Origin of the sequence: Christiangramia crocea, from assembly GCF_022410465.1 — a bacterium.
GTDB classification, from domain to species: domain Bacteria; phylum Bacteroidota; class Bacteroidia; order Flavobacteriales; family Flavobacteriaceae; genus Christiangramia; species Christiangramia crocea.
The window spans coordinates 455,280-478,086 of record NZ_JAJSON010000025.1; the positions used below are offsets into that span (position 1 = coordinate 455,280).

A 22,807-nucleotide genomic window follows, 5' to 3' on the forward strand; every position below is an offset into this window, starting at 1 on the left:
GTATTTTAGGAAGCTAATAAATACAAAACCATGAATAGATTTTTCCCCCGATTTACCTTTATTCTTATTGCTTTACTGACCTTGAATATTTCCATTCATGCCCAGGATACCGATCAACGCCTTTATGAAATTATAGAAAAGGTTTCGGCAGATAGTATTGAGCATGATATTAAAAAACTTGCCGGATTTGGAACAAGAAATACTTTTAGTGATACAGTTTCTGATACCCGCGGTATTGGAGCCGCAAGAAGATGGATAAAGTCTGAATTTGAGGATATCTCCAATAAATGTGATAATTGCCTTGATGTTTTCTATCAGAAGGATTATGTGACTCCCGAAGACGGTGAGCGAATTCCAAAAGAAGCATGGGTGGTCAACGTCGTGGCGATCCAAAAAGGTACCAGATACCCTAACCGCTATGTGATTATGAGCGGGGACATAGATTCCAGGGCTAGCAATACTATGGATTTTACTACCGATGCTCCCGGTGCCAATGATAATGCCAGCGGAATGGCTGGTACTATTGAAGCTGCAAGGGTGCTTTCTCAGTACGATTTTGAAAGTAGTATCATTTATGTTGGACTTTCGGGTGAAGAACAGGGATTGTTTGGCGGAAAAGGTCTAGCCGAATATGCCAAAAAGAATGGCTGGGATATTATAGGTATATTAAATAATGACATGATTGGTAATATTGAAGGCGTAGATGGAGTGATAGACAATCGAAGTTTCAGAATATTTTCAGAACCCGTCCCTCCTACCGAAACAGAACAGGAAAGGAGAATGCGAAGGTTCTATGGAGGTGAGGTAGACGGAATTTCCCGTCAGCTGGCCCGGTATATTCATAAGAATGTAGAAACCTATATGCCGGAGATGAACCCTATGATGATCTATCGTCTTGACAGGTTTGGACGTGGCGGTCATCACCGACCGTTTAACGATATGGGTTTTGCTGGCGTAAGGATCATGGAAGCCCACGAGAACTATAACCGGCAGCATCAGAATATAAGGACCGAGAACGGGATCAAATATGGGGATGTTATTGAAGGGGTTAATTTTGATTATGCTAAGAAATTAACGGCTGTAAACGCCATCAATCTTGCAAGCCTTGCCTGGGCTCCACCGGCTCCTGAAAAAGTAGAGATAGGTGGTATTGTAGAACCAAGCACCAGGTTGAGATGGGAACCGGTTGAAGGAGATATTGCCGGATATAAGATCTACTGGAGAGATACCACGGCTCCTCAATGGCAACATTCAAGATTTGTAAAAAATGTTACCGAATTCACTTTGGAAGGTATTGTTATAGATAACTATTTATTTGGAGTTGCAACGGTTGGTAAAAACGGTCACGAAAGCCTGGTTGTTTTTCCTTCAGGCACCTTCAGATAATCAATCCTCGATATTATGAAAAACTCAAAACTGTACTTTATTTTATTGCTGAGCATCAGCCTGATGTTTTCCTGTAAGAATAACAGGGAACAAAAAGAGGTAAAAACTGAAACCCTGGAAAAGGCTACCGGTAAATCGACCGAAACCGGTGAACTATCCCAATCTCCCAGGCATCATGAATGGGTAAGTCTTTCTCATGAAGATCGGGAATTTGAGGCTTTCGTTGTCTATCCCGAAAGTGATGAAAAAACAAAATCTGTGATCGTGATCCATGAAAACCGGGGTCTTAATGACTGGGCAAGGTTATTTGCAGATAAACTGGCAGCCCAGGGATATCTCGTAATCGCTCCCGACCTTATTTCAAATACGGTAGAAGGAAAAAAACGTACTACAGATTTTGAGAATCCCGATGCTGCAAGAACAGCGATATACGATCTTGATAAGGATCAGGTCACGGCCGATCTTAATGCAGCGTATGAGTATATAAAGAACGATGCTGCTTCGACGGGAGAGGTGGCCGTGGTTGGTTTTTGCTGGGGTGGTTCCCAGACTTTCAGGTATGCTACCAATAATCCTAATATAACTTCGGCACATGTCTTCTATGGAACAGGGCCTTCAGAGGCTGCTTTAATAGAACAGATTTCAGCTCCTGTCTATGGATATTATGGAGGAAATGACAACCGGGTTAATTCAACTATCGAGGATACAGAGAAATTGATGAAAGAAGCCGGTAAAACCTATGAATATGAGATTTACGAAAATGCGGGGCATGCTTTTATGAGAAGTGGTCACGAGCCCGATGCTCAGCAGGGGAATAAAAATGCTCATGATAAGGCCTGGAAAAGACTGCTTGAATTACTGAAATAAAAAGCATCCGATAAGATAGAAAAGCCCCGCCTAACAGTGGGGCTTTTTTTATTCCCGAATATTAAACAAAACGCTAATTAACAATACTTTACACTAACCTTAGAATAAATTAGCATTGCCTATAAGTACTTTAGGTATGATCAAACCAATAAAAACTAGAGATATGGCAGATATAAGAGTTGAAAAAAAGAAACCCGTATGGCCGTGGTTATTCCTGATAATAGTGCTGGCGGTAATTATCTTCCTCTACTTCTATGGAAGTATGGATACTGAAGATACCGATGATACCACCATTGAAACCGAAGAGATAGATGAAGTGACAAATATTAATTCAGATTTAAAATTACTTAAAATCAAAAATATCACAGTTTAACCAAGTAAAAGACAATGTTATGACCAAGAAAGAGAAACACTTGTATCAAATGAGTGAATTGAAAGGATATAAAATAAACCCAAAGGATCCTGACATACGAGGATGGAGTGTTAAAGACCTGGATAACCGGACAATAGGGAAAGTAGATAACTTGCTTGTAAACAAGGAACTAGGAAAGGTAGTTTATGTAGATGTTGAAGTAGATCAGGCCATTATAGATGCCAATCACGATCCATATGCAGCGCATCCAGACCCCGAAGTCCATGAGTTTATAAACAAGGAAGGAGAAAATCATATTATTATTCCAATAGGTATGGTAAGTCTTAACAGGGATGAAAAATATGCCTTTACAGAAAGTATCAATTACCGGACATTTGCTGAGACCAAACGCTATAAATCCGGAACTAACATTAGCAGGGATTATGAACACCATGTGCTAGGTTCATATGAACGTAGAAGGAACCATCCTGAAAGAGGGCTTTCGGATGCCGAACTTAAGGAAAGAGAATTAAGAAGACGTGAAGAAGCCAGATTAGCTGATGAAAAAAGAAGAGAAAGAGAACTGGCAGATGAAGAGCGGTTACATGACCGCCCAGCCGCTACAGAAGAAGAGCGTATTAGAAGAGAAAAAACCAATCTAAAATATAGTTCTGACAGTGATAGAGGACTACGGGACGATTATGACGAAGAACGTTCCTACCGGGACGAAGTAAGGGATCTACGCCCAGAGCGCAGCCTGGACGAGAGCACTGAATGGGAAAGGGATCACAGTAGAATTCCAGATAAAGAAGCCTACAGGAACCGTAAAAGACGTAGCGTAACAGAGGATTTTTATAATAGAAAGGAATTTCATGACCGGGATTCCAGATAAAACTGGCAATTATATCTATAAAAGGGAGATCAAATTTGATCTCCCTTTTATTTTTATATGGATAAAGTATACTCTAATTTTTCTTTCAAAAATGGTATATTGAGGCGCTTTTAAAAAATTCATTTATACAATCAATAATTCTATGCGCAAACTTTTTTTAAGTCTGTCTCTACTATTATTTACTTTTTTGGTAGTGGGACAGAATGTTGACTTATCTCTTTTAAAAAATAAGACCCCAAGAAATATTGGCCCTGCCGGTATGAGCGGCCGGGTAACATCGATCGATGTTGTTACTTCTAATCCTGACATTATGTATGTTGGTACGGCTTCCGGAGGCTTATGGAAATCTACCAGCGGCGGAGTTAAATGGGAACCCGTTTTTGAGGACCAGGTTACTGCTTCGATAGGTTCTGTAGCTATACAGCAATCTAACCCCTCTGTAATATGGGTTGGGACCGGTGAAGGAAATCCACGTAACAGTCTGAATGGGGGATACGGTATATATAGGTCTCTTGATGGTGGCCGTACCTGGACGAATATGGGGTTAGAAGAAACCCGCCATATTCATAGGGTGGTTGTCCATCCTACAAACCCGGATATCGTATATGCTGCTGCTATAGGCTCGCCCTGGGGTGCTCATGAAGAAAGAGGAATCTATAAGACTACCGATGGAGGAAAGACCTGGAAGAAAATACTGTATGCTAATACGCTCACCGGAGCTGCTGATCTTGTAATGGATCCTAATAACCCTAATAAACTTATTGCGGCTATGTGGCAGCACAAAAGGGATCCCTGGTTTTTCAATTCTGGTGGTGAAGGCTCAGGTATGTATATAACTCACGATGGCGGAGAAACCTGGGAAGAAAGAACTTCTGACGACGGCCTGCCTGAAGGAGAGCTGGGTCGTATAGGTCTTGCTATCGCACCGAGCGATTCCAATATCATTTATGCACTGGTAGAGTCTGAGAATAATGCATTATACAAATCTGAAGATGGAGGCTTTAGCTGGAAAATGATCAACGATAAGGATGAGATAGGAAACCGTCCTTTCTATTACAGCGATATTTTCGTAGACCCCCAAAATCCTAATCGTTTATATTCTGTTTTTACTTATGTGAATGTATCAGAAGATGGAGGAAAGAGTTTTGAATCCCTTATGCCAGCCTATGGGGTGGATAATGGAGTTCATCCGGATCATCATGCATGGTGGATACACCCTGAAGATGGTAGCTTTATGATGGATGGGAATGACGGCGGACTGAATATTACCAGAGACGGCGGAAAGACATGGAGGTTCGTGACCAATCTTCCAGTTGCCCAGTTCTATCACATTGCCGTGGATAACGAATTCCCATATAACGTTTATGGCGGAATGCAGGATAACGGAAGCTGGAGAGGCCCGGCCTATGTTTGGAAATCCCAGGGAATAAGAAACTCTTACTGGCAGGAAATCTCCTTTGGAGATGGCTTTGATGTGGTTCCAGATAAGGATGACAGTCGCTATGGCTGGAGTATGAGTCAGCAGGGCTATGTTAGTCGATATGATTACGTAACAGGTAACAATTATACCGTTAAACCAACTCATTCCGATCCTGAAGTAAAACTAAGGTTCAACTGGAATTCGGCGATCAATATCGATCCTTTCGATAACAATACCCTTTATTTCGGAAGTCAGTTCGTACATAAAAGCACGGATAAAGGGCTTACCTGGGAGGTAATTTCACCTGATCTTACTACCAATGATCCTGAAAAACAAAAACAGGAAGAAAGCGGCGGACTTACCATTGATGCTACCGGAGCTGAGAACTACACCACAATCCTGGTTATAGAACCCTCTCCCGTCGAGAAAGGAATGATGTGGGTTGGAACCGATGACGGAAAAGTTCATTATACCACAGACGGGGGTGAAAACTGGAATGATGTATCAGGTAACCTGCCAGGACTGCCGGAAGGAAGCTGGATAGTTCAGATAAAAGCCTCTAATAAAAATAAAGGGGAAGCTTTACTGGTTGCCAATGACTACAGAAGATACAACTATGCACCTTACGCCTATCGTACCACTAATTATGGAAAGAGCTGGACCCGTATAGTCGAGGAAGGAGAAACTGAAAGCTACGCTTTAAGCATAGTGGAAGATCCTGAAGAAAAGAACCTGATGTTTCTGGGTACAGATGATGGATTATATGTTTCATTCAACGCCGGAAAAGACTGGCAGAAATACACTAACGGCTTCCCTACTGTTTCAGTAAAAGATCTGGTGATCCATCCAAGAGAGCAAGATCTGATAATTGGAACTTTCGGAAGGGCTGCATGGGTCCTGGATGATATCAGGCCTTTCAGGGCTATTGCACGCAATCAATCTTTGCTTCAGAATAAAGTGGAATTATTTGAGCCACCTACGGCTTATCATACCGCCTATCAGCAACCAACGGGAAGCAGGTTTGGAGCAGATGCGACTTATCACGGTGAGAATCGTCCAGGTGGTGCAAGGATATCCTATTTCATAGAAGTACCTGAAAAGGTGGAAAAAGATGCTGAAACCGATGAGAAGAACCCTAAGAAAAAGTCTAATAAGCGAGGTCGAAAAGATCGTGAAGGTGAATCCGGAGACCTAGAGCCTACAGATAAAGATTCAGACACTACAAAAACTGAGACTGCTGAAGTTAAATGGGATTCCATTAAGCTGAATATCTATGATGGTGACCGCCTCATAAGAAGCCTTAAACAGAAAGCTCCAGACACCGCGGGAGTACATACCATGATCTGGCGTCTTAATGAAAAGGGAGTTGACCGGCCTTCAAGAGAGATCAAGGAATCTAAAAATGAACCTGCTGGAATAGATGTTAAGCCTGGAACATACAGGCTTGTCTTGCACTTTGGGGATAAGACTTCTGAGGAAATGATAAAAGTAGAGTCAGATCCACGATTGAATGTTTCCAACGAAAACATTGAAGAAGCATATGCAAGCCTTAAGGAACTGGAGAAAATGACACAGACTGCAGCAGATGCAGTGACACAGCTGGTAGAAAGCAGGAACATAGCTGAAGGTTTCCAAAAAGACCTTAAGGCCCAGGAAAATGGCGAAGAAATGTTTGAAGAAGAACTGGAGGATAGCGAGGAAATCCTTAAATCTATTGATGAAGTAATCGCCTTATACCTTGGCAAAGAAGACAAGAGACAGGGGATTGTTAGAAACAATGAGATGACGGTCATGGAAAGAATAAGCAATGCTAACTGGTATGTAAGCAGTAGACAAAACGGTCTTACAGAAACCGAGCATACTCTTATTCAGCATGCCAGAGAAGAACTAAAAGCAGCTCTGGAGAAAACCAATGAATTCTTTAATGAAGAATGGTCTGAATACAGATCGGAAATGGAAAACATTGAATTACCGGTTTTTAAGGAAGTAAAGACCTTTGATCTGGGCAATTAATGAATATATCTGATTAAGTGAAAGCCCCCTGTTTTTTAGCTGGGGGCTTTTTTATATGAGGCCTTCTCTTTCCGAATGCATAATGGCTTTCTCACTATTTCTGAAGTAACAGGTATGAACATTCATACTTTCAAGATTGGCCATTACCCTTTGTACCTTCTTCTTTTGTTTATGAGTGGTTTGTCTTACATACACTGCCTTTATATTCATCGGAAATGTTTTACATATTCTTTCATATAAAAATGGGTCATGCTGAGAGTCATCTCCAAGTAAAACATATTGCAGGTGCGGATAAAATGAAATGATGTCTTTTATCTTGATGAACTTATGATCATGGTTTCCCCTACCCGAAGTAATAAAATCTCTGAGTCCGGTTTTTATCTTCTTCAATTTTATAACCGCTTTGGGAAGGTCATGCAAGTTGGAGAATTCTGAGATAAAGTCGTAAAGATTCCATTCACTACTGGAAACATAGAAAAAGGAATTAGAAGCCTTCTCACTATCCTGTCCCGCTGAACTAAGCCTTTGATAATGTTTTACCACATCATCAAAGACCATTCTTTTATTAATATTCTTGGAGAGCATCACATATAACTTCTTAAAGAAACTTCGGCTGTGGGAAATAAGAAATGTGTCATCAATATCAGAAATAACCCCAAGTTTACTAGGAAAAGGCTTTAAAAGTTCTCCTTTTTCGATCATACCGAAATCGTACATCTTACAGGTAACAACGTACTCATGCCAGCCTGGTTCGAGATCAGCATCATAGGGCACGGTGAATCTAAAATAACCATCCTCCATGGTCTTGGTGGTTATATCAAGATTCTTAAACTGTAAACGCACCTTAAAATTACTAAGAGGTTTAATGCGGAATTTATGCAGGATAGCATAAGCATGCCTGATCCCCCGCTTATCGATACTGTACTTATCAGGAGCCCAGGATTCAAACAAATGACCAAACACTACCAGTTCCTCCTCATTAACATATCCTCTGTATAACTTTAGATCGAGTTTCAAAATATTGGCCTTTTTTTAAAATTCCTTCATTCCAAAATACTTAATTTTAGGCACTTCATAAATACTACTGTATGAATTTTAAGGAAGTTTTATTGGTTGTAAATCCAATTTCAGGTAATACAGACAAAAAAGGAATAATTTCTGAGGTTCAGAAAGAACTGGAAATGCATGATATAGGTTTTCACCAGTATACCACAACGGGGGAAAACGACAGGGAAGAAATAAAATCAATCATTGATAAAAAGAATATAGACCGGGTTATTGTAGCCGGTGGTGATGGTACCATAAACCTTGTTGCCAAAGTCGTTAAAAAATATAACTTCCCCATAGGGATCATACCTGCCGGTTCAGCGAATGGGCTGGCGGTCAACCTTAAACTGCCAGATGAGTTAAGCGAACAGATAGAAACGGCAATGGGCGATAATCATATAGATCTGGATATACTGTGCCTTAATAATATTATATGCCTTCATATGAGCGACCTGGGAATTAATGCCGAGTTGATAAAGAATTATGAGACCTCTTCCATCCGCGGTAAATTTGGATACCTCATCCAGTCCATACCAACGCTCATTCAAAGCGAATTTCCTTTTAAGTTTAAGATAGAAACTGAAAATTGCTCAAAAAATGCTTCGGCAGTTCTACTTGGGTTTGCAAATGCCAGTAAATATGGAACAGGAGCCAATGTAAATCCTAAAGGGGAACCCAATGACGGGATTTTTGAAATCCTGATATTTAAAAAATTAAGCCTTTCAGATATACTAAAAACCCTTAGAAATGAAACAGATCCTGATCCCGACTTTGTAGAAATTATTCCGGCAAAAAAGGCGAAAGTTACCTGTGTGAAACCGGTATCTTTTCAGGTTGATGGAGAGTATATAGGGAAAGAATCTGAAATAGAAATAAAAATACTTCCAGAAAAATTAAGGATTGCCATTCCTTAACCCAAATCATTCTATAACCGGTAGGTAGATTTCAGCTTTCCACTCCCTTGCAGATTTAGTTTCTACTTTGGGGTTATTAAAAAATATCTCCAGCGGGAGTTCATTAGTGACCTTCCCGGCCTTTTCGGTCTCTTCAACCAGGTCATACCATGCCAGGTGGGAGTCTCGGTAATTTCCATTAAAAATAGCCCTGAAGGAAGAAAAGGATTTAAGCTGTTTAAAATCTACATTAGTAGTTGGTCTTATATCCTGGGCAAGATTAACAGGGAAACAGAAGTCAAAATCTATAATATCCTCCTCTCTGTCCCATCTTGTAACTTTTACAAAAGGATTTCCGGTTAATTCCAGTTCTCTTTGCAATACATAATTCTCAAGAAAAAAAATCGTTTTTAGCATCTCATTCGCCTTTTCAGTTAATGGGATATTTGTTGAACTATGGCAAATACAATCTATTTCGGGAGAAGTCGTTATCTTATCCTCTATTTTTATGGCATAAAGACTCTGTTTTTCATTTAATTTTTTTTTGAAATCAAGGATCCTTTGCTTTAAGGTGTCTATATAGATACTCTTTTGAAACGGATTAACGATTGCCAGGCGGTTGCTTAGCTTATTTTCAGAAGATCTTACGTTCAGGATAACCTCCGTTACAGTGTCATTCTCTTTTTCAAACTCCCAGTGCAATTCAAGTGGAGGATGAATTCCATTATCTACCAGCTGGGTCAAACTTCTAAACGAATCTTTATCGGTAATAGTGATATCCTCTTTTACCGATTGGGGGGAGAAATTCTTCCACCCGCTTATCTCATAAAATACAGTGCCGGGTCCATATTTGGCCTCCATATGGAACTGATAATCATATTTCTTGAAAAATAAATACCAGCTAAGTCCGGCCAGCAGCAGGAGTAGAAAAATTGATAAGAGTTTTTTCATAAATTATTTGGAAGCAATTTCTGATTCTGGCCTGACCATTTTCAAATTATCCACTACAAAGTTACCAAGCGACTGTCCCTGATCCAGACCAACCTCAATTGCGGCCCTGTAATGGATACCTCCATATAATCTACTGTTTGCCGCCTCCATGGAAGCTTCTTTAAATGAATTGAAATTCCTTACCGGGAGACCATATTCTACTTCAGTATCATCTTCAAAACTGAAGTTATCTCCGAATATATCTGTTAATGCAATGGCCGCGGCTCCTGATATAACCGAGTGCCCACTGGTATATTCAGGAAACGGAGGTGTTTGAAGTACCGAAGTCCAGTTCTCATCAATGTATTTATTGATAAGGGTTTCAGGTCTTACCAGATTACTACGGTATTTTTCATCCCAACAGCTAATAAAACCATCTGCAATGGCCACCGAGGTCTTTGCATAAGCATAAACAGACTTATCAAAATCGGCATCTGATTTCTTACAGGCAATTTTTGTGATGCCTATCCAGTGTCCCCCTGGAGTGATTTTTTTAGTGGCAAACATAAGATGACCTCTTGTTATTGAAACATAAGGATTGCAATCCCAGAATTTTGCGATCGCCATCTTCTCACTATTCTCTTCATCCTTTGAGATTTCTTCCCTGATATTATAAACCTCCATCAGTTCAGTATGGAACCTACTTCCTGGCTCCATGGAAAATTCAGGAGGAGGAGCGGGTTTAAACTGGTTGGCAGAATCTATCACGAAAGGCCTTATTTTCATCCAGTGCGGTTCGATTCCGTCCATATATGCTGGAGGAGTAGGCTGCCATCTGCTCTCGTCTTCGGTTCTAATTGTAAATTTCGGCATTGTGCGGGTCTCAGCATAATTATCCTTACTCATCCAGTCCCTGATATGTGCAGCAACCTTCAGCCCATATGCTTCAGATACTTTAAAACTTCTCTCGTCCTTCTTTTTCCAGATGTTGAACAGACTATCTCTTTTTACGATCAATCTATCCTCAGAAAAAACAAGGCCTCGGCCAATATCGTAAAATGCGACCATAGCCGCGATCCCCGGGTTGGTTATTTCTGATTCAGATTCTGGTGCAGGTCCTAGATCGGTGAGTTGTCCTGCAAGGCTTTTATATTCAGGGTTGAACTGGGCCATAACCTCATAGGCTGCAATATTGGAATAGGCGTATACCCTGCTTGCCACTGGTGGAGAAAAAATATCGTGAACCATGGTTTTGCTCAAATTATCATTTGCATCATGAAAATCATCGCCGGTGACCACGATTTTTTCTGGCTTTTTCTCACAGGCACTAATGCTTAAAATTGTGATTAATAAGAGAAGTGTCCTTTTCATCTTAAAAGTTGATTTTATATAATTCAGCTTTTTCATTATTTATGGTTACTAACAGGTAAGGTTTACCTGCAATTTTAATTAAGGAAAATTCTTTAACAGATTTTTGGGATAAATTTAATCCAATTATACTGGAATTCAGAATTTTATCCCGGTTAATTAGAATAGATCCACCCATAGCATCAAATTTCCCATGATATGGGGTAACTCCAAAATAATTACCTCCTATGAGTACTTCTTCCTTACCGTCTTTATTGAAATCATAATTCAACATTGCACGAATAGGGGCGGTTTGTAAAGAATGTTCAAATTCTCTGAAGGTGAAATTTCCGTCATTATTTTCAAGGTAGCCTGAAGCAAGGGTATGAACCTTGAACTTTTCAGCACTTTTAAGTTCTTCAGGCTTAAAGATTTCGTTCACTTTCTTTCCGGCAAATTCCCGGTAAGTAGTAAATCTTTTCCGTATCATTTGACTTAGCTGTCCTGAAAGTTCATCCATTCCATACAAGAAATAATAATCTCCATTCTTTTCGCTGGCCAGTAGTGTCTCTGTAAGTCCGTTAGAATCAAAATCCTTATAGTACATCAGTAAAGGATAATCCTTCGAAGCCTTCAATTTGGAATTAAGCCCCCAGTTTCCCAGTAAATAGTCCGTATCTCCATCATGATCCACATCAAAAGGAAGTATCTTTTGCCAGAGACCATTCATGTTTTCAGGTAATTTGGTCGAAGAAACATCCCTGAATTGTCCATTGTTATTTTCCAGAAATTTAGGCGACATCCACTCTCCTACCACTATCAGATCCAGATCTTTATCATTATCAAAATCATCCCAAATGGCATCATTAATCATACCTAGATTATTGAATAGATCAGTCTGGGACACTTTTGTAAACTTACCATTCTCATTTTTCAGCAAATAAGATTTTGGTATGGCTCCATAATCATAATTAACAGAATTTGATCCAATAAAAATATCCGGATCTCCATCATTGTCATAGTCAGCCGAGCGGATTACCGAAGAATTTCCATACATCTCCGGAAAAAGTGAGTCTTTTTTAAAACTTCCGTCTGAAGTTCCCAAATAAAGCCTGTCAAGTAACCACTGATCTTTTCCTACAGATTCTCCTCCTCCGGAAACTAAAACCACATCTTTTATATCATCATTATTAAAATCATCGACCAGGATATCTGTATCTTCTGCTAATGAATCATTTTGCGCTCCCTTTAGTTGTTCAGATACAAATCCATCTTTATTTTGATAAAAAACCATAGCTGATTTATAACGGGAAGCCCCAAAAATAACATCCTCCATACCGTTTCCATCGAGGTCTGTAACTTTAACGGCCGGCCCAAAGTCTGACATCTGATGAGGGATAAGCTTCTGCATATCAAAATCGATAAAAGCATTCTCTTCATGAACATAGTTCAAACCAAAGTCATTTTGCTCCTTTGAAAACCAGGCTTTGGTATCCTTGTAAAACAGTTCTTCTACATCTATTTTTTTATCTGTTGCTTCTGGCTTTAACTTCAGTACAGAATTTGGTTTTACCGAAGTAAGAGTTTGTATAGTTTGATCAGGCCAGATAATGCTTAATGAATCGATTTGTGCTTTCTTAGATATACCGAAATAAATGATTGGTTCTGATGAGGACTGGTATGCCCTGGTTGTATATAACTGACGTACCTGGCGGCCTTCACTGGTATACAGGATCGCTTTTGAACCTATAGCGAAGCTATTCTTACTTTCTGCCAATAATTGTATCTTAAGATAATTACCTTCTGGCTGTTCATTAATATAGATACTTGCCGGAACATTTATGTTATTGGTCACAATATCCAGATCGCCATCATTATCCAGGTCTCCATAAGCCACTCCTGTTGAGATGATGGAATCATTCTCTATCCAGATTCTGGACATATCCTCAAACAATCCGTCCGGTTTTCCCTTAAAGACATAATTAGTGACGGCTCCCGACGGCATGAGTTCCAGGACTTCGTTGTCAACAAGAGTTGTTTTATCTAGCTTTTGCTGTATCTGTTCATTGGAAGTATATTTCACATAATCCAGGTCATTGGGACGTTTTGGAATTCCATTGCTCACAAAAAGATCCTGTTGCCCGTCCTGATCCAGATCTGCGAAAAGAGCACCCCAACTCCAGTCGGTTGCTGCAACGCCACTCATTAATGCGGTCTCTGAGAAGAATTTGCCTCCCTGGTTGAGCTGTAACATATTACGGGTATACTGCGGATGATATCCCAGACGTTCTATTCTGAACTTATGAAGGTTAACATTATCGTCTCCTGCCGAAGATTTTAGTACCTCTTCATCCTCGGGCAGCATATCCAGGGTTATCAGGTCAATAAAACCGTCATTATTGATATCTGCCGCGTCATTTCCCATGGAAAACCTGGAAACATGTCCAAAATTGGATTTCAGGCTTTCAGTAAAGGTACCGTCCTGGTTATTCAAATAATAGTAATCGTCCTCATGGAAGTCGTTCCCCACATAAATATCGGTATAACCATCATTGTTAAAATCGGCCGTGCTTAAGCCGAGACCATAGCTATTAGCTCCACCATATATCCCAGCTTTTTCGCTTATATCGGTAAATTTACCGTTCTCATTAAGGAAGAGTTTATCACCACTTTCATAGACCCTGTTATTCCTGATATCGGCCGGTCCGAAAGATTCGGTGGTATGGACTGCATGGTTAAGAATATATACATCCAGATCGCCATCATTTTCAAGGTCGAAAAAAGCCGCCTGCGAAGAATAGGTGTCAAGATCCAGACCGTATTCTGCCGAACTTTCGGTAAACGTAAGGTCTCCGTTGTTGATAAAAAGTTCGTTATGACCAGTGAAGCCATTTACACCCACCACCGCAGATACATAAATATCTAAAAGCCCGTCGCCATTCACATCGGCCATGGTAGTTCCAGTATTCCAGCTGCTATTACCTTCTACTCCCGCCTTTTTGCTTATATCTTCAAATTTAAGATCTCCCTTATTCAGATAAAGTTTGTTCTTTACCTGATTACCCGTAAAATAGATATCCGGCAAGTCATCATTATTAATATCGCCAATACTAACTCCGCCACCATTATAAAAATAGAGGTAGTCCAGAATATTCTGATCACGGTCCTCGGTTAATTTATTGGTAAAGTCTATTCCAGAAACTTTTGCCTGAGGGTTCGAGAAAAATTTCTCTTCCTTTTTTGTACAACCGCCCAGGCTAAGAACCAGAATTTGAAAAATGAATACTCTATAAATTACTAACTTCAAAAATCCTAGGTTTTTCATTATTGATTGCGGCTATAATAAAGGTATTCCCCTTCCTGTCTTTAAATTTTCGCAGATACTTCACTTCGCTTTTTATGTTGAATCCGCTTTTCATGTAGTCCTGCCATTCAAAATTCATATTTCCATCACCCAGTAATACATTTCCGAAACTGGCATCCAGCCTGGAGAACTGTGGCTTAAATTCGAAATTATTTCCTCCCATTACGAGATCCAGATTTCCATCATTATTTATATCCATACATGAAATCCCACAAACACATGAAAACTGAACTCTTCCAGGCAGTTCCTTTATAGTGAAATTTCCATTACCCTCATTCACTGCGATAATGGTTTCTGAGATTACAGCCTGCTTCATTATGGCATTCTTCAATTTATCCTTAGGCAAGAGTTCATCAATAGATTTTACAGCATATTCAGAAGCTTTAAGGTTTTCTTTTTTAAGTGAAACCAGCTGGCTCGTCATCTCTTTCTTCATATGTAAAGGATAATCTTTACCATTCTTTTGCTTGGTAACTATCTGCTCTATCGTACCATTGTTATCAAAATCATTCACCCACATTTTCATGGGGTCTTTAAACGAAGTCTCATAAGGTATATTAGAACCTTTATTGCCAATTATAAGATCCTGATCCCCGTCATTGTCCAGGTCGGCAGCTTCTACCACATTCCACCAGCCCTCATATTTGCTGAGGTTGGTTTTATAATTGGCAAGCCTTCGGCCAGAATTCTTAAAGATCTTTGGAGCACCCCAGTCTGAAACCGTAATAAGATCCATTTTACCGTCCCCGTCAATATCCTGCCAGATAGCATCGGTGATCATCCCCGCATACTTAACGTCATATGCAATCCTTTCCGTTGAATTCACGAACTCTCCATTTCCCTTGTTTTCAAGGAAAAGATGTTCAGGGTCCAGGCCATAGTTTACAGAAACACTTCTGGACCCCACAAATACATCCATATCTCCATCTAAATCGAAATCCTGAGGAGAAATTACTGCAACGTTCTGATTTACCGCAGGTATTATTTTAGTAGATGGTGTAAAATTACCCTGACCGTCATTTAAATATAGTCTGGGCCTGTAATTTTGTTCTTCACCAATTTCATTCCCTCCAGATCCTACCATCAGATCCTGATCTCCGTCACCATCGGCATCCAGGAACGCCGCGGCCGTATCCTCAAAGAGAAAATCGGTATCCAGAGCGTCCTGCCTGCTTTTGACCAAATTTCCGTCTCCTTTGTTAAAGTAGATCACTCCGGGTTGCTCTTTGGCTCCGCCCACGAAAACATCCTCACTGCCATCGCCATTTACGTCGGCCACGGCAAGCGCAGGACCTTCCTGAGACAGCTTTTTATAGATCATTCCCTCGTAATCAAAATCGGTATAACTATTCTCCTTATGAGTCTCAAATTTGTCGTTAGATAGCTCGGTTAACAAGGGTTCAGGTTTCTTGACCGGCTGTGGTTTGAACTTTTCTTTCGCCTCCTTTTGATCTAATACCAGCGTCTGGTTCACAGCTACCTCTTTGAACAGTTGCGTAGCACTGTCCGGCCAGATTATCCTTAAGGAATCTATCTTATTAACCTTACCAAGACCTATATTCATGGTATAATCCATGGAGGACTGAAATCCACGGGAAGGATTCTGCTCCTGGAGTACTACCGAATTGCCATAATAAAGTCGCACGATACTTCCGATTCCAAATTTATTCTGTTCGGCTCCCATTAGTTGTATTCGCAGATAATTCCTGTCTTTAAGTTTATCAGAATTATTGCGGTAAACGAATGAGTTCATATTCACATTATTTACCACCAGGTCCAGGTCACCATCATTATCCAGGTCACCATAGGCACATCCATTAGACAAACTTGGTGTACCAAGCCCCCATTCTTCAGCTGCATTACTGAATTTCAGATCTCCTTTGTTTCTAAAAGCGTAATTTGGAAGAGGTGTTACAGGCATTTTACTGATAATAGAATCCACAGCTTCTTTTTTTCCGGTTAATGCCTGCTTCTGAATGATCTCATTGGCAAAAAACTCCACAAAATCGAGATCGGTAAGATCATGGTTGATACCATTGGTCACGAATATGTCGCGGTTTCCGTCATTATCCATATCAAAGATAAGGCCCGCCCAGCTCCAGTCGGTACTTTCAACACCACTAAAATGAGCTATTTCAGAAAAACTGTTATTGCCATTATTCAGCTGAAGTGTATTATGAATATATTGTTGAAAGAAATCTTTGCTCTGCTTAAGCTTGAATACATTATAACCTTCAAATTCCATTACTGACTTGGTACGTTCTTCAGAATCTGGAAGCATATCAGTAATAAAAATGTCAGCATAACCATCATTGTTAATATCAGCCATATCGATTCCCATGGCTGAGAGGCATAAATGAGAGGTCCAGTTTTCAATGTCTTCAGTAAAAGTACCATCCTGATTATTTATATAAAGATAGTCCCTCTCGTAAAAGTCATTTGAAACATAGATATCCGGATACAAATCATTATTGAAATCACTCACCATAACCCCTAAACCGAAACCTATAAGACTACCATAGATATTCGCCTCTTCACTTACATCCACAAATTTACCGTTATCATTTCTCAAAAGCATATCTCCCACGCCCCTGAATATCTTTGGCACGCCTTCCCAGTCCTGTGCCCTTACCTCACGCTGTTCGGCATATCCCAAACTACTTACAGGTATATTACTATTGTTAAGTATATAGGCATCCAGATCTCCATCCTTGTCATAATCAAAAAATGAAGCATGGGTACTAAAACCGGTATTGGCAAGATTAAATTCCTGTGCCTTTTCAGTAAAGGTAAGGTCGCCGTTATTAATATACAGGTCATTATTATGATTATCACCTTCCATATTTCCGGCATTGCTCACATAAATATCCAGTAAACCGTCGTTGTTTATATCTACCATATTCACGCCTGTAGACCAGGGCTTGTTACCCTCCACGCCAGCTGATTTGGAGATATCTTCAAACTTAAAGTTCCCTTTGTTCAGATAAAGTTTGTTTGGCTTCATATTAGCGGTCATATAAATATCAGGCAAGCCATCATTATTAACATCGCCAATCGCCACTCCTCCACCATTGTAAAAATTACGGTATTTGAAGATATTGAAATCAGGTCGGTTCTTTATCTCATTGAAAAAATCAACTCCTGTTTCTTCCGGAGTTAAAAGAGTGTACAGTGTATTCTTATTTTCTTTTGAAGCCTTTTCTTCCTCTGATTTTTCATCAGAATTACAGGAAGAGAAAATTATAAAAGAGCTTACTGAAAGAAGGAATATTAATGATCTATATCTCATTGTGTTTTTGAATTATTTCTCTTTATAATAACAGGTTTACCATTATTAAAAGTGATTATAAAGTGTGTATCACCATTTATTTTTATTTTTTCTATATCCCTGGCAGGTCCAGAAATATCAGGTATTATCTTTTCGGAAGCATTAAAATTACCCTTAGTGTCATTTAACAGGACAATGCCATGCAATGCATCTAATCTACCCAATTGGGTGCTAATTTCATAATCGTTTCCCACAATAAAAAGATCTAAAAAACCATCATGGTTAAAATCATGTTTTGCTATATCAAAAACCTTGGAAACCTGAGCTTCAAAAGGTAGACGGTGTTTCTTAAATCTATTGTTCCCAATATTCTCAAAGTAGCAACTTCCCAGTTCATAAACTTTTAATACACTTGCCTTCTTCACTTTATCCGCTGGTAATACTTCCGAAAATGGGGCCTTGGCATAATCGCTATAATTCGGGAATTTTTTCTTTAGGAAAGGCATCTGCTTATCCAGTTCATCCTTGGATGAAAAAGCCGTTTCGGTACCCTTATAAAAATAGGTCATCACGGGATCTATGGATCCATTTTCATCAAAGTCGTTCAGATACATTTTAACAGGTTCATCTTCATTTGCCTGGAGACGGGAATTTAATCCCCAGTTACCTGCGATTATGTCTATATCTCCATCTTTATCAAAATCGGCTGCATCTATTGAATTCCACCAGCCGTGGGAATTATCAAGATTTGTTTCCAAAGGACTAAGCTTTTCCCCATCATTCAGATAGATCGTTATGGGCATCCAGTGGCCTCCAATCAATGCGTCCTTAAAGCCATCATTGTTTATATCAATCCATTGAATATCCTGAACCATTCCTGCCTCCTGAAATGCTACTGAAAACTCCCGTGTTACATCCTTAAAGTGGCCGTTGCCATCATTTAGATATAAGTACTGTAATGGGATTTTTCCATATTCATTTGGAACTATACTGGCAGAAAAAGAAACATCGCTGTAGCCATCATTGTTCAGGTCTACAATCCTTACCCTGGAAGCATTCAGGTTAAGATCGTTAAATTGATCCGGTTCTCTATTAAAAATCCCATTGTCATTTATATACAAACGAGGCTGTAAAGCTTTTCCCGTACTAAATTCATTTCCTCCACTAACAACGATGAGATCCAGATCTCCATCATTCTCGATATCTATAAATGCCTGGTCCGTATCTTCTGAAATAGAGTTTTCTTCAAATATTTCTGAATTATAGCTATCGAAACCACCTTCTTTATTTTGCGTCCATAAACTTAAAGACTGTGATTTCCCACCACCTATCACAAGATCCTCCAGAGTATCATTGTTTATATCTCCTACACTTACTGTGGGTCCAAGGTTGCTATAAGCAAAAGGGATCAATGGTTCTTTATTAAAGTCAAGACTGCTTTGTTCTATATGCTTATGGTTTATCAAAGAGTCTGCTAGTATGTACATGGTTTCTTCAGGTTTAGCCCTGTATAATGGTTTTACTGCATCCTTTATATCGAATAAAACCGAAGAATTAGCTTTGATATTGTATTTGGTTTGGATTGCTGAATTAGGCCAGATCACTTCTACAGAATCTACTTTATCCAGTTGCCCCAGACCAAAATGTACACCTGGCGCAACCGAAGATAAATAGCCTTTAGTGAGATACTGCTCCTGGAATTGCATTTGCCCATCGTGATAGAGTTTTACTTTTGCCCCTATGCCATAGAAGTTTTCCTTATGTCCCCGTAACTCAACTTTTAAATACTTATTCGGAGATTTCAATCGTTCAGAATTATTTTTAAAGACCCCTGCAGCTTCTTGCATATTATTCACGACAAGGTCCAGATCACCATCATTATCAAGGTCGGCATAAACAAAGCCATGGCTGAAGCTTTCCTCCGGTTTCAACCAGTGATCCTTTTGATCTATAAAACTATTATCACCCTGATTCTGAAATATATAATTCTGAACCTTCTTTTCGGGAAGGTCCTTTATAAGGTTGGTATAATCTGAAAACTCTCCCTCACTAAGCTTCTTCTGGATCCTGGAATTGGAAATATATTTTATAAAGTCCATATCATTCGTAGCTCCCTTGATCCCATTGGATATAAAAAGATCCTTATGGGTATCATTATCAAAATCAGCGAACATAGCACCCCACGACCATTCAGAAGCAGCAATTCCGCTAAGAAAGGCAGTCTCTGAAAAATGAAGATCACCAGAATTTATATGAAGCGTGTTTTGCATGTATTGTGGCGCATAACCATTCTTTAAGTAATTGGAATACGTCTGATAAGGATATTCCACCCCTGAGGCCTTATAGGTCTGCAGATCTTCAGGTAACATATCAAGGGATAATATATCGGGCCGGCCATCATTATTCATATCTGAAATATCATTTCCCATAGAAAAATGAGTGGTATGACCTATTTTTCCAGGGCTGCCTGTAATCATTTCTGAAAAGCTTCCATCCCCATTATTAATATACAGATAGTCATTTTCAAAGAAGTCATTACCCACATACATATCCGGATATGAATCCCCGTTAAGATCTCCTACAGATAATCCAAGACCATAACCTATTTTTCCCTGGAAGATCCTGGCTTCTGAAGAAACATCTTTATAAAAACCATCGTCATTTCTAAAAAGACGATCGCCAGATTTTGAATCGAACCCCTTTCTGTTACTTCCCCTGCCATAGTTTTGGTTAGGATGAACGGAATGATTCAGTAAAAACATGTCCAGATCACCATCAAGGTCGTAATCAAAGAATACAGATTGGGTTGAAAAACCGGAAAAATCAAGGCCGTATTTACCTGACATTTCTTCAAATACGGGAATTCCATTATTGTTATTCCCCTTATTTACATACAGTAGATTATGCCCTGTCAAGTTCTGAAAACCACTAACTTTAGAAATATAGAGATCAAGTAAACCATCGCCATTTATATCTACATTGGTGACACCTGTAGTCCAACCCGTAGAATTCTTTATTCCAGCTTTAGAGGTGATTTCCTCAAATCTAAAATTTTCCTTATTTAAATAAAGCATATCGGCTCCTTCATTTGAAGTGAAATAAAGGTCAGTAAGGCCATCAGAATTATAATCCCCAGCTGCTACACCACCCCCATTAAAATAATAAAGGTAATTGAGAATATTTAGTTTGGAATCCGGATCCAGATCATTGGAAAAATCAATATTAGAGTAGCCCGGATCAATTTTTTCAAAAAGAACCCTATCCTTTTCACAAGCCAGGCTAAGTAACATAAGAATAACAATAAAGGCAGGGCTTCTATTCATCATCAAATATTATTGTTAGACCTTTAGATTTAAGATAAAGTTAACAATATGAAATAAAATAAGAGGGCGACGCCGCCCTCTTATTTATTAAAATACTTTAAATATTAATAACCCGGATTCTGAGTTAGGTTAGGATTAGAAATAATAGCTGAAGCTGGAATTGGGAATAGAACTCTGAACTCTTCAGTGTTATCTTTAAATTCCCAGCTTGAAGTATATTTACCAAACCTAATAAGGTCATTCCTTCTCCAGAACTCACTATAAAGTTCCCTTCCTCTTTCATCCAGAATATCATCAGCTGTTACACTTGAAAGAGGGGATGCATCACGGATTGTTCTTAACTGGTTAACCAGTTCAGTAGCATCACCACTTGCTCCGTTAAGCGCAGCTTCCGCTTTCATCAATAAAGCATCTGCATATCTGAATATAATCTTATGGCCGGTATAAGAACCATTTGACGGGTGGTATTTAATAACTCTCACTCCTGTACCCTGAGAATTACCCAACAGCCCAGGTAGTTCTTTTGTAAATTCAAGATCTTTTCCGACTTCAGCCTCTAATTTTGATCCATCATAATCATATTGCTGACCTATCAACATACCAAAGCCAATCTGAGACCCATCCAACAGTCCATCTCCATCTTCATCAAGATCGTCCGTTTCACCATCACCGTCAAAATCAACCCCAACAGGACTGGCTGCTGTAGGTACAAAACCTCTTCGCTCTTCCTGGCCATCCCCCACAAAATTCGTATTAGGATCACCTTCGAAAAGATCATAAAAGTCAGCTAAAGTTGTAAAACCATTCCATCCTCCACCGCCATTTGCAGGAGTGGTTTGGTTATAATGGAGTCCATGCCAAATAACATTTCCTACACTTGAACCAGTATACCAAATGGTTTCATTATCTATTTTAGGAGAGAAAATTCCGAAATAACCATCTTCCAAACCAAATCCTAAAGCTTCGATAGCCTCAACATTGTTAACAACCTGTTGCATATCTGCAGGATCAGCAGTTTCATTTCCATAATAAATATGCTTGTTCAGATATAATTTAGCTAAAAGAAAATGAACAGCGGCTTTAGTCACTTTATTGGTTCCCGCACCAGGTCCAGTGGAAGAAATATTTGTTACGGCAGTATTAAGATCCTCTAAAATGAAATCAAATGCTTCGGTTCTGGATAAAATAATAGGATCTATTTCAATTCCTTCATCAGGTTCTCTAAAAGGGACCTGTCCATATAAATCCATCACCCAGAACATACTAAAGGCTCTTAGAAATCTGGCTTCCGCTTCCTGTTGAGGAGTAGGATTACTTCTTTCATCGATAACCTCTGTAGTTCTGAAAACATTCGAGTTCTGTTCATTCCAAACGTCTCGTACATATGGGTGAATAGGAGACCAGGAATGCTGATGAAGCGTTCTCCATACTCCATTGTCTCCCCAGTCAGTTCCCCTTGTTGGAACTAAAAATTCATCCGAAGTTACTTCATTCAATGCATAAAGATTAGCCTGATTTTCAAGTTGTCCCCTTACAGCATCATAAATACCACTTAAAGTAGCGTCCACATCACTAACACCGGTGAATTCTCCGGTTTGATTTACAATTATCGAATCTGTTTCTTCGATCTCGAGATCAGTACACGAGCTTATAGCCAGTGTCCCAAATACCGCGATTATTAAATTTAATTTATAATTTTTCATCA

13 protein-coding genes are annotated in these 22,807 nt (G+C 39.4%); 6 read left to right on the forward strand and 7 right to left on the reverse strand.

Annotation, left to right across the window (positions count from 1 at the left end; genetic code table 11):
- Positions 1 to 30: 30 nt before the first annotated feature.
- The 5 genes from LU635_RS13600 (at position 31) to LU635_RS13620 (ending at position 6,930) form a co-directional block, all read left to right on the forward strand.
- Positions 31 to 1,386 carry a M28 family metallopeptidase gene (locus LU635_RS13600; RefSeq protein WP_240100038.1) on the forward strand — a complete coding sequence of 452 codons (1,356 nt, stop codon included), beginning with the start codon at positions 31 to 33 and terminating at the stop codon, positions 1,384 to 1,386.
- A 15-nt stretch (positions 1,387 to 1,401) separates the two neighbouring features.
- Entirely contained in the window at positions 1,402 to 2,253 is an 852-nt protein-coding gene (locus LU635_RS13605; RefSeq protein ID WP_240100039.1) for a dienelactone hydrolase family protein, read from the forward strand.
- Positions 2,254 to 2,416: 163 nt separating this feature from the next.
- On the forward strand, positions 2,417 to 2,626 hold the full coding sequence (locus LU635_RS13610) for a hypothetical protein (RefSeq protein WP_240100040.1): 210 nt from the start codon (positions 2,417 to 2,419) through the stop codon (positions 2,624 to 2,626).
- Between the two features lie 19 nt (positions 2,627 to 2,645).
- Complete coding sequence (locus LU635_RS13615) at positions 2,646 to 3,497, forward strand: hypothetical protein (protein ID WP_240100041.1); 852 nt, start codon at positions 2,646 to 2,648, stop codon at positions 3,495 to 3,497.
- A gap of 142 nt (positions 3,498 to 3,639) precedes the next feature.
- On the forward strand, positions 3,640 to 6,930 hold the full coding sequence (locus LU635_RS13620; RefSeq protein WP_240100042.1) for a VPS10 domain-containing protein: 3,291 nt from the start codon (positions 3,640 to 3,642) through the stop codon (positions 6,928 to 6,930).
- Between the two features lie 51 nt (positions 6,931 to 6,981).
- Here the strand turns inward: LU635_RS13620 and LU635_RS13625 are convergent, their stop codons facing one another.
- A complete protein-coding gene (locus LU635_RS13625; protein WP_240100043.1) occupies positions 6,982 to 7,947 on the reverse strand; it encodes an App1 family protein in 966 nt (321 codons plus the stop codon).
- Positions 7,948 to 8,018: 71 nt separating this feature from the next.
- Here LU635_RS13625 and LU635_RS13630 point away from each other — a divergent pair, with 71 nt between their 5' ends.
- Positions 8,019 to 8,891, forward strand: a complete 873-nt coding sequence (locus LU635_RS13630; RefSeq protein WP_240100044.1) for a diacylglycerol/lipid kinase family protein — start codon at positions 8,019 to 8,021, stop codon at positions 8,889 to 8,891.
- 6 nt (positions 8,892 to 8,897) lie between these two features.
- Here the strand turns inward: LU635_RS13630 and LU635_RS13635 are convergent, their stop codons facing one another.
- From LU635_RS13635 to LU635_RS13660, 6 genes are all read right to left on the reverse strand, one after another.
- Entirely contained in the window at positions 8,898 to 9,821 is a 924-nt protein-coding gene (locus tag LU635_RS13635; RefSeq protein WP_240100045.1) for a GyrI-like domain-containing protein, read from the reverse strand.
- Positions 9,822 to 9,824: 3 nt separating this feature from the next.
- Positions 9,825 to 11,171, reverse strand: a complete 1,347-nt coding sequence (locus LU635_RS13640; RefSeq protein WP_240100046.1) for a vanadium-dependent haloperoxidase — start codon at positions 11,169 to 11,171, stop codon at positions 9,825 to 9,827.
- 1 nt (position 11,172) lies between these two features.
- On the reverse strand, positions 11,173 to 14,454 hold the full coding sequence (locus tag LU635_RS13645) for a VCBS repeat-containing protein (protein WP_341482139.1): 3,282 nt from the start codon (positions 14,452 to 14,454) through the stop codon (positions 11,173 to 11,175).
- Positions 14,435 to 17,800, reverse strand: a complete 3,366-nt coding sequence (locus LU635_RS13650) for a VCBS repeat-containing protein (protein ID WP_240100048.1) — start codon at positions 17,798 to 17,800, stop codon at positions 14,435 to 14,437. Before LU635_RS13650 ends, LU635_RS13645 begins: the two co-directional genes overlap by 20 nt.
- Positions 17,797 to 21,105, reverse strand: coding sequence for a VCBS repeat-containing protein (locus tag LU635_RS13655; protein WP_240100049.1), 3,309 nt, complete (start codon positions 21,103 to 21,105; stop codon positions 17,797 to 17,799). Before LU635_RS13655 ends, LU635_RS13650 begins: the two co-directional genes overlap by 4 nt.
- A 101-nt stretch (positions 21,106 to 21,206) precedes the next feature.
- On the reverse strand, positions 21,207 to 22,805 hold the full coding sequence (locus LU635_RS13660; RefSeq protein WP_240100050.1) for a RagB/SusD family nutrient uptake outer membrane protein: 1,599 nt from the start codon (positions 22,803 to 22,805) through the stop codon (positions 21,207 to 21,209).
- Positions 22,806 to 22,807: the final 2 nt, after the last annotated feature.

What these genes read in the sequence shown, in the direction of transcription:
- LU635_RS13600 (WP_240100038.1), top strand. Translation starts at nt 31, where the DNA reads ATGAATAGATTTTTCCCCCGATTTACCTTTATTCTTATTGCTTTACTG.
- LU635_RS13605 (WP_240100039.1), top strand. Translation starts at nt 1,402, where the DNA reads ATGAAAAACTCAAAACTGTACTTTATTTTATTGCTGAGCATCAGCCTG.
- LU635_RS13610 (WP_240100040.1), top strand. Translation starts at nt 2,417, where the DNA reads ATGGCAGATATAAGAGTTGAAAAAAAGAAACCCGTATGGCCGTGGTTA.
- LU635_RS13615 (WP_240100041.1), top strand. Translation starts at nt 2,646, where the DNA reads ATGACCAAGAAAGAGAAACACTTGTATCAAATGAGTGAATTGAAAGGA.
- LU635_RS13620 (WP_240100042.1), top strand. Translation starts at nt 3,640, where the DNA reads ATGCGCAAACTTTTTTTAAGTCTGTCTCTACTATTATTTACTTTTTTG.
- LU635_RS13630 (WP_240100044.1), top strand. Translation starts at nt 8,019, where the DNA reads ATGAATTTTAAGGAAGTTTTATTGGTTGTAAATCCAATTTCAGGTAAT.
- LU635_RS13635 (WP_240100045.1), bottom strand. Translation starts at nt 9,821, where the DNA reads ATGAAAAAACTCTTATCAATTTTTCTACTCCTGCTGCTGGCCGGACTT.
- LU635_RS13640 (WP_240100046.1), bottom strand. Translation starts at nt 11,171, where the DNA reads ATGAAAAGGACACTTCTCTTATTAATCACAATTTTAAGCATTAGTGCC.
- LU635_RS13650 (WP_240100048.1), bottom strand. Translation starts at nt 17,800, where the DNA reads ATGAGATATAGATCATTAATATTCCTTCTTTCAGTAAGCTCTTTTATA.
- LU635_RS13655 (WP_240100049.1), bottom strand. Translation starts at nt 21,105, where the DNA reads ATGATGAATAGAAGCCCTGCCTTTATTGTTATTCTTATGTTACTTAGC.
- LU635_RS13660 (WP_240100050.1), bottom strand. Translation starts at nt 22,805, where the DNA reads ATGAAAAATTATAAATTAAATTTAATAATCGCGGTATTTGGGACACTG.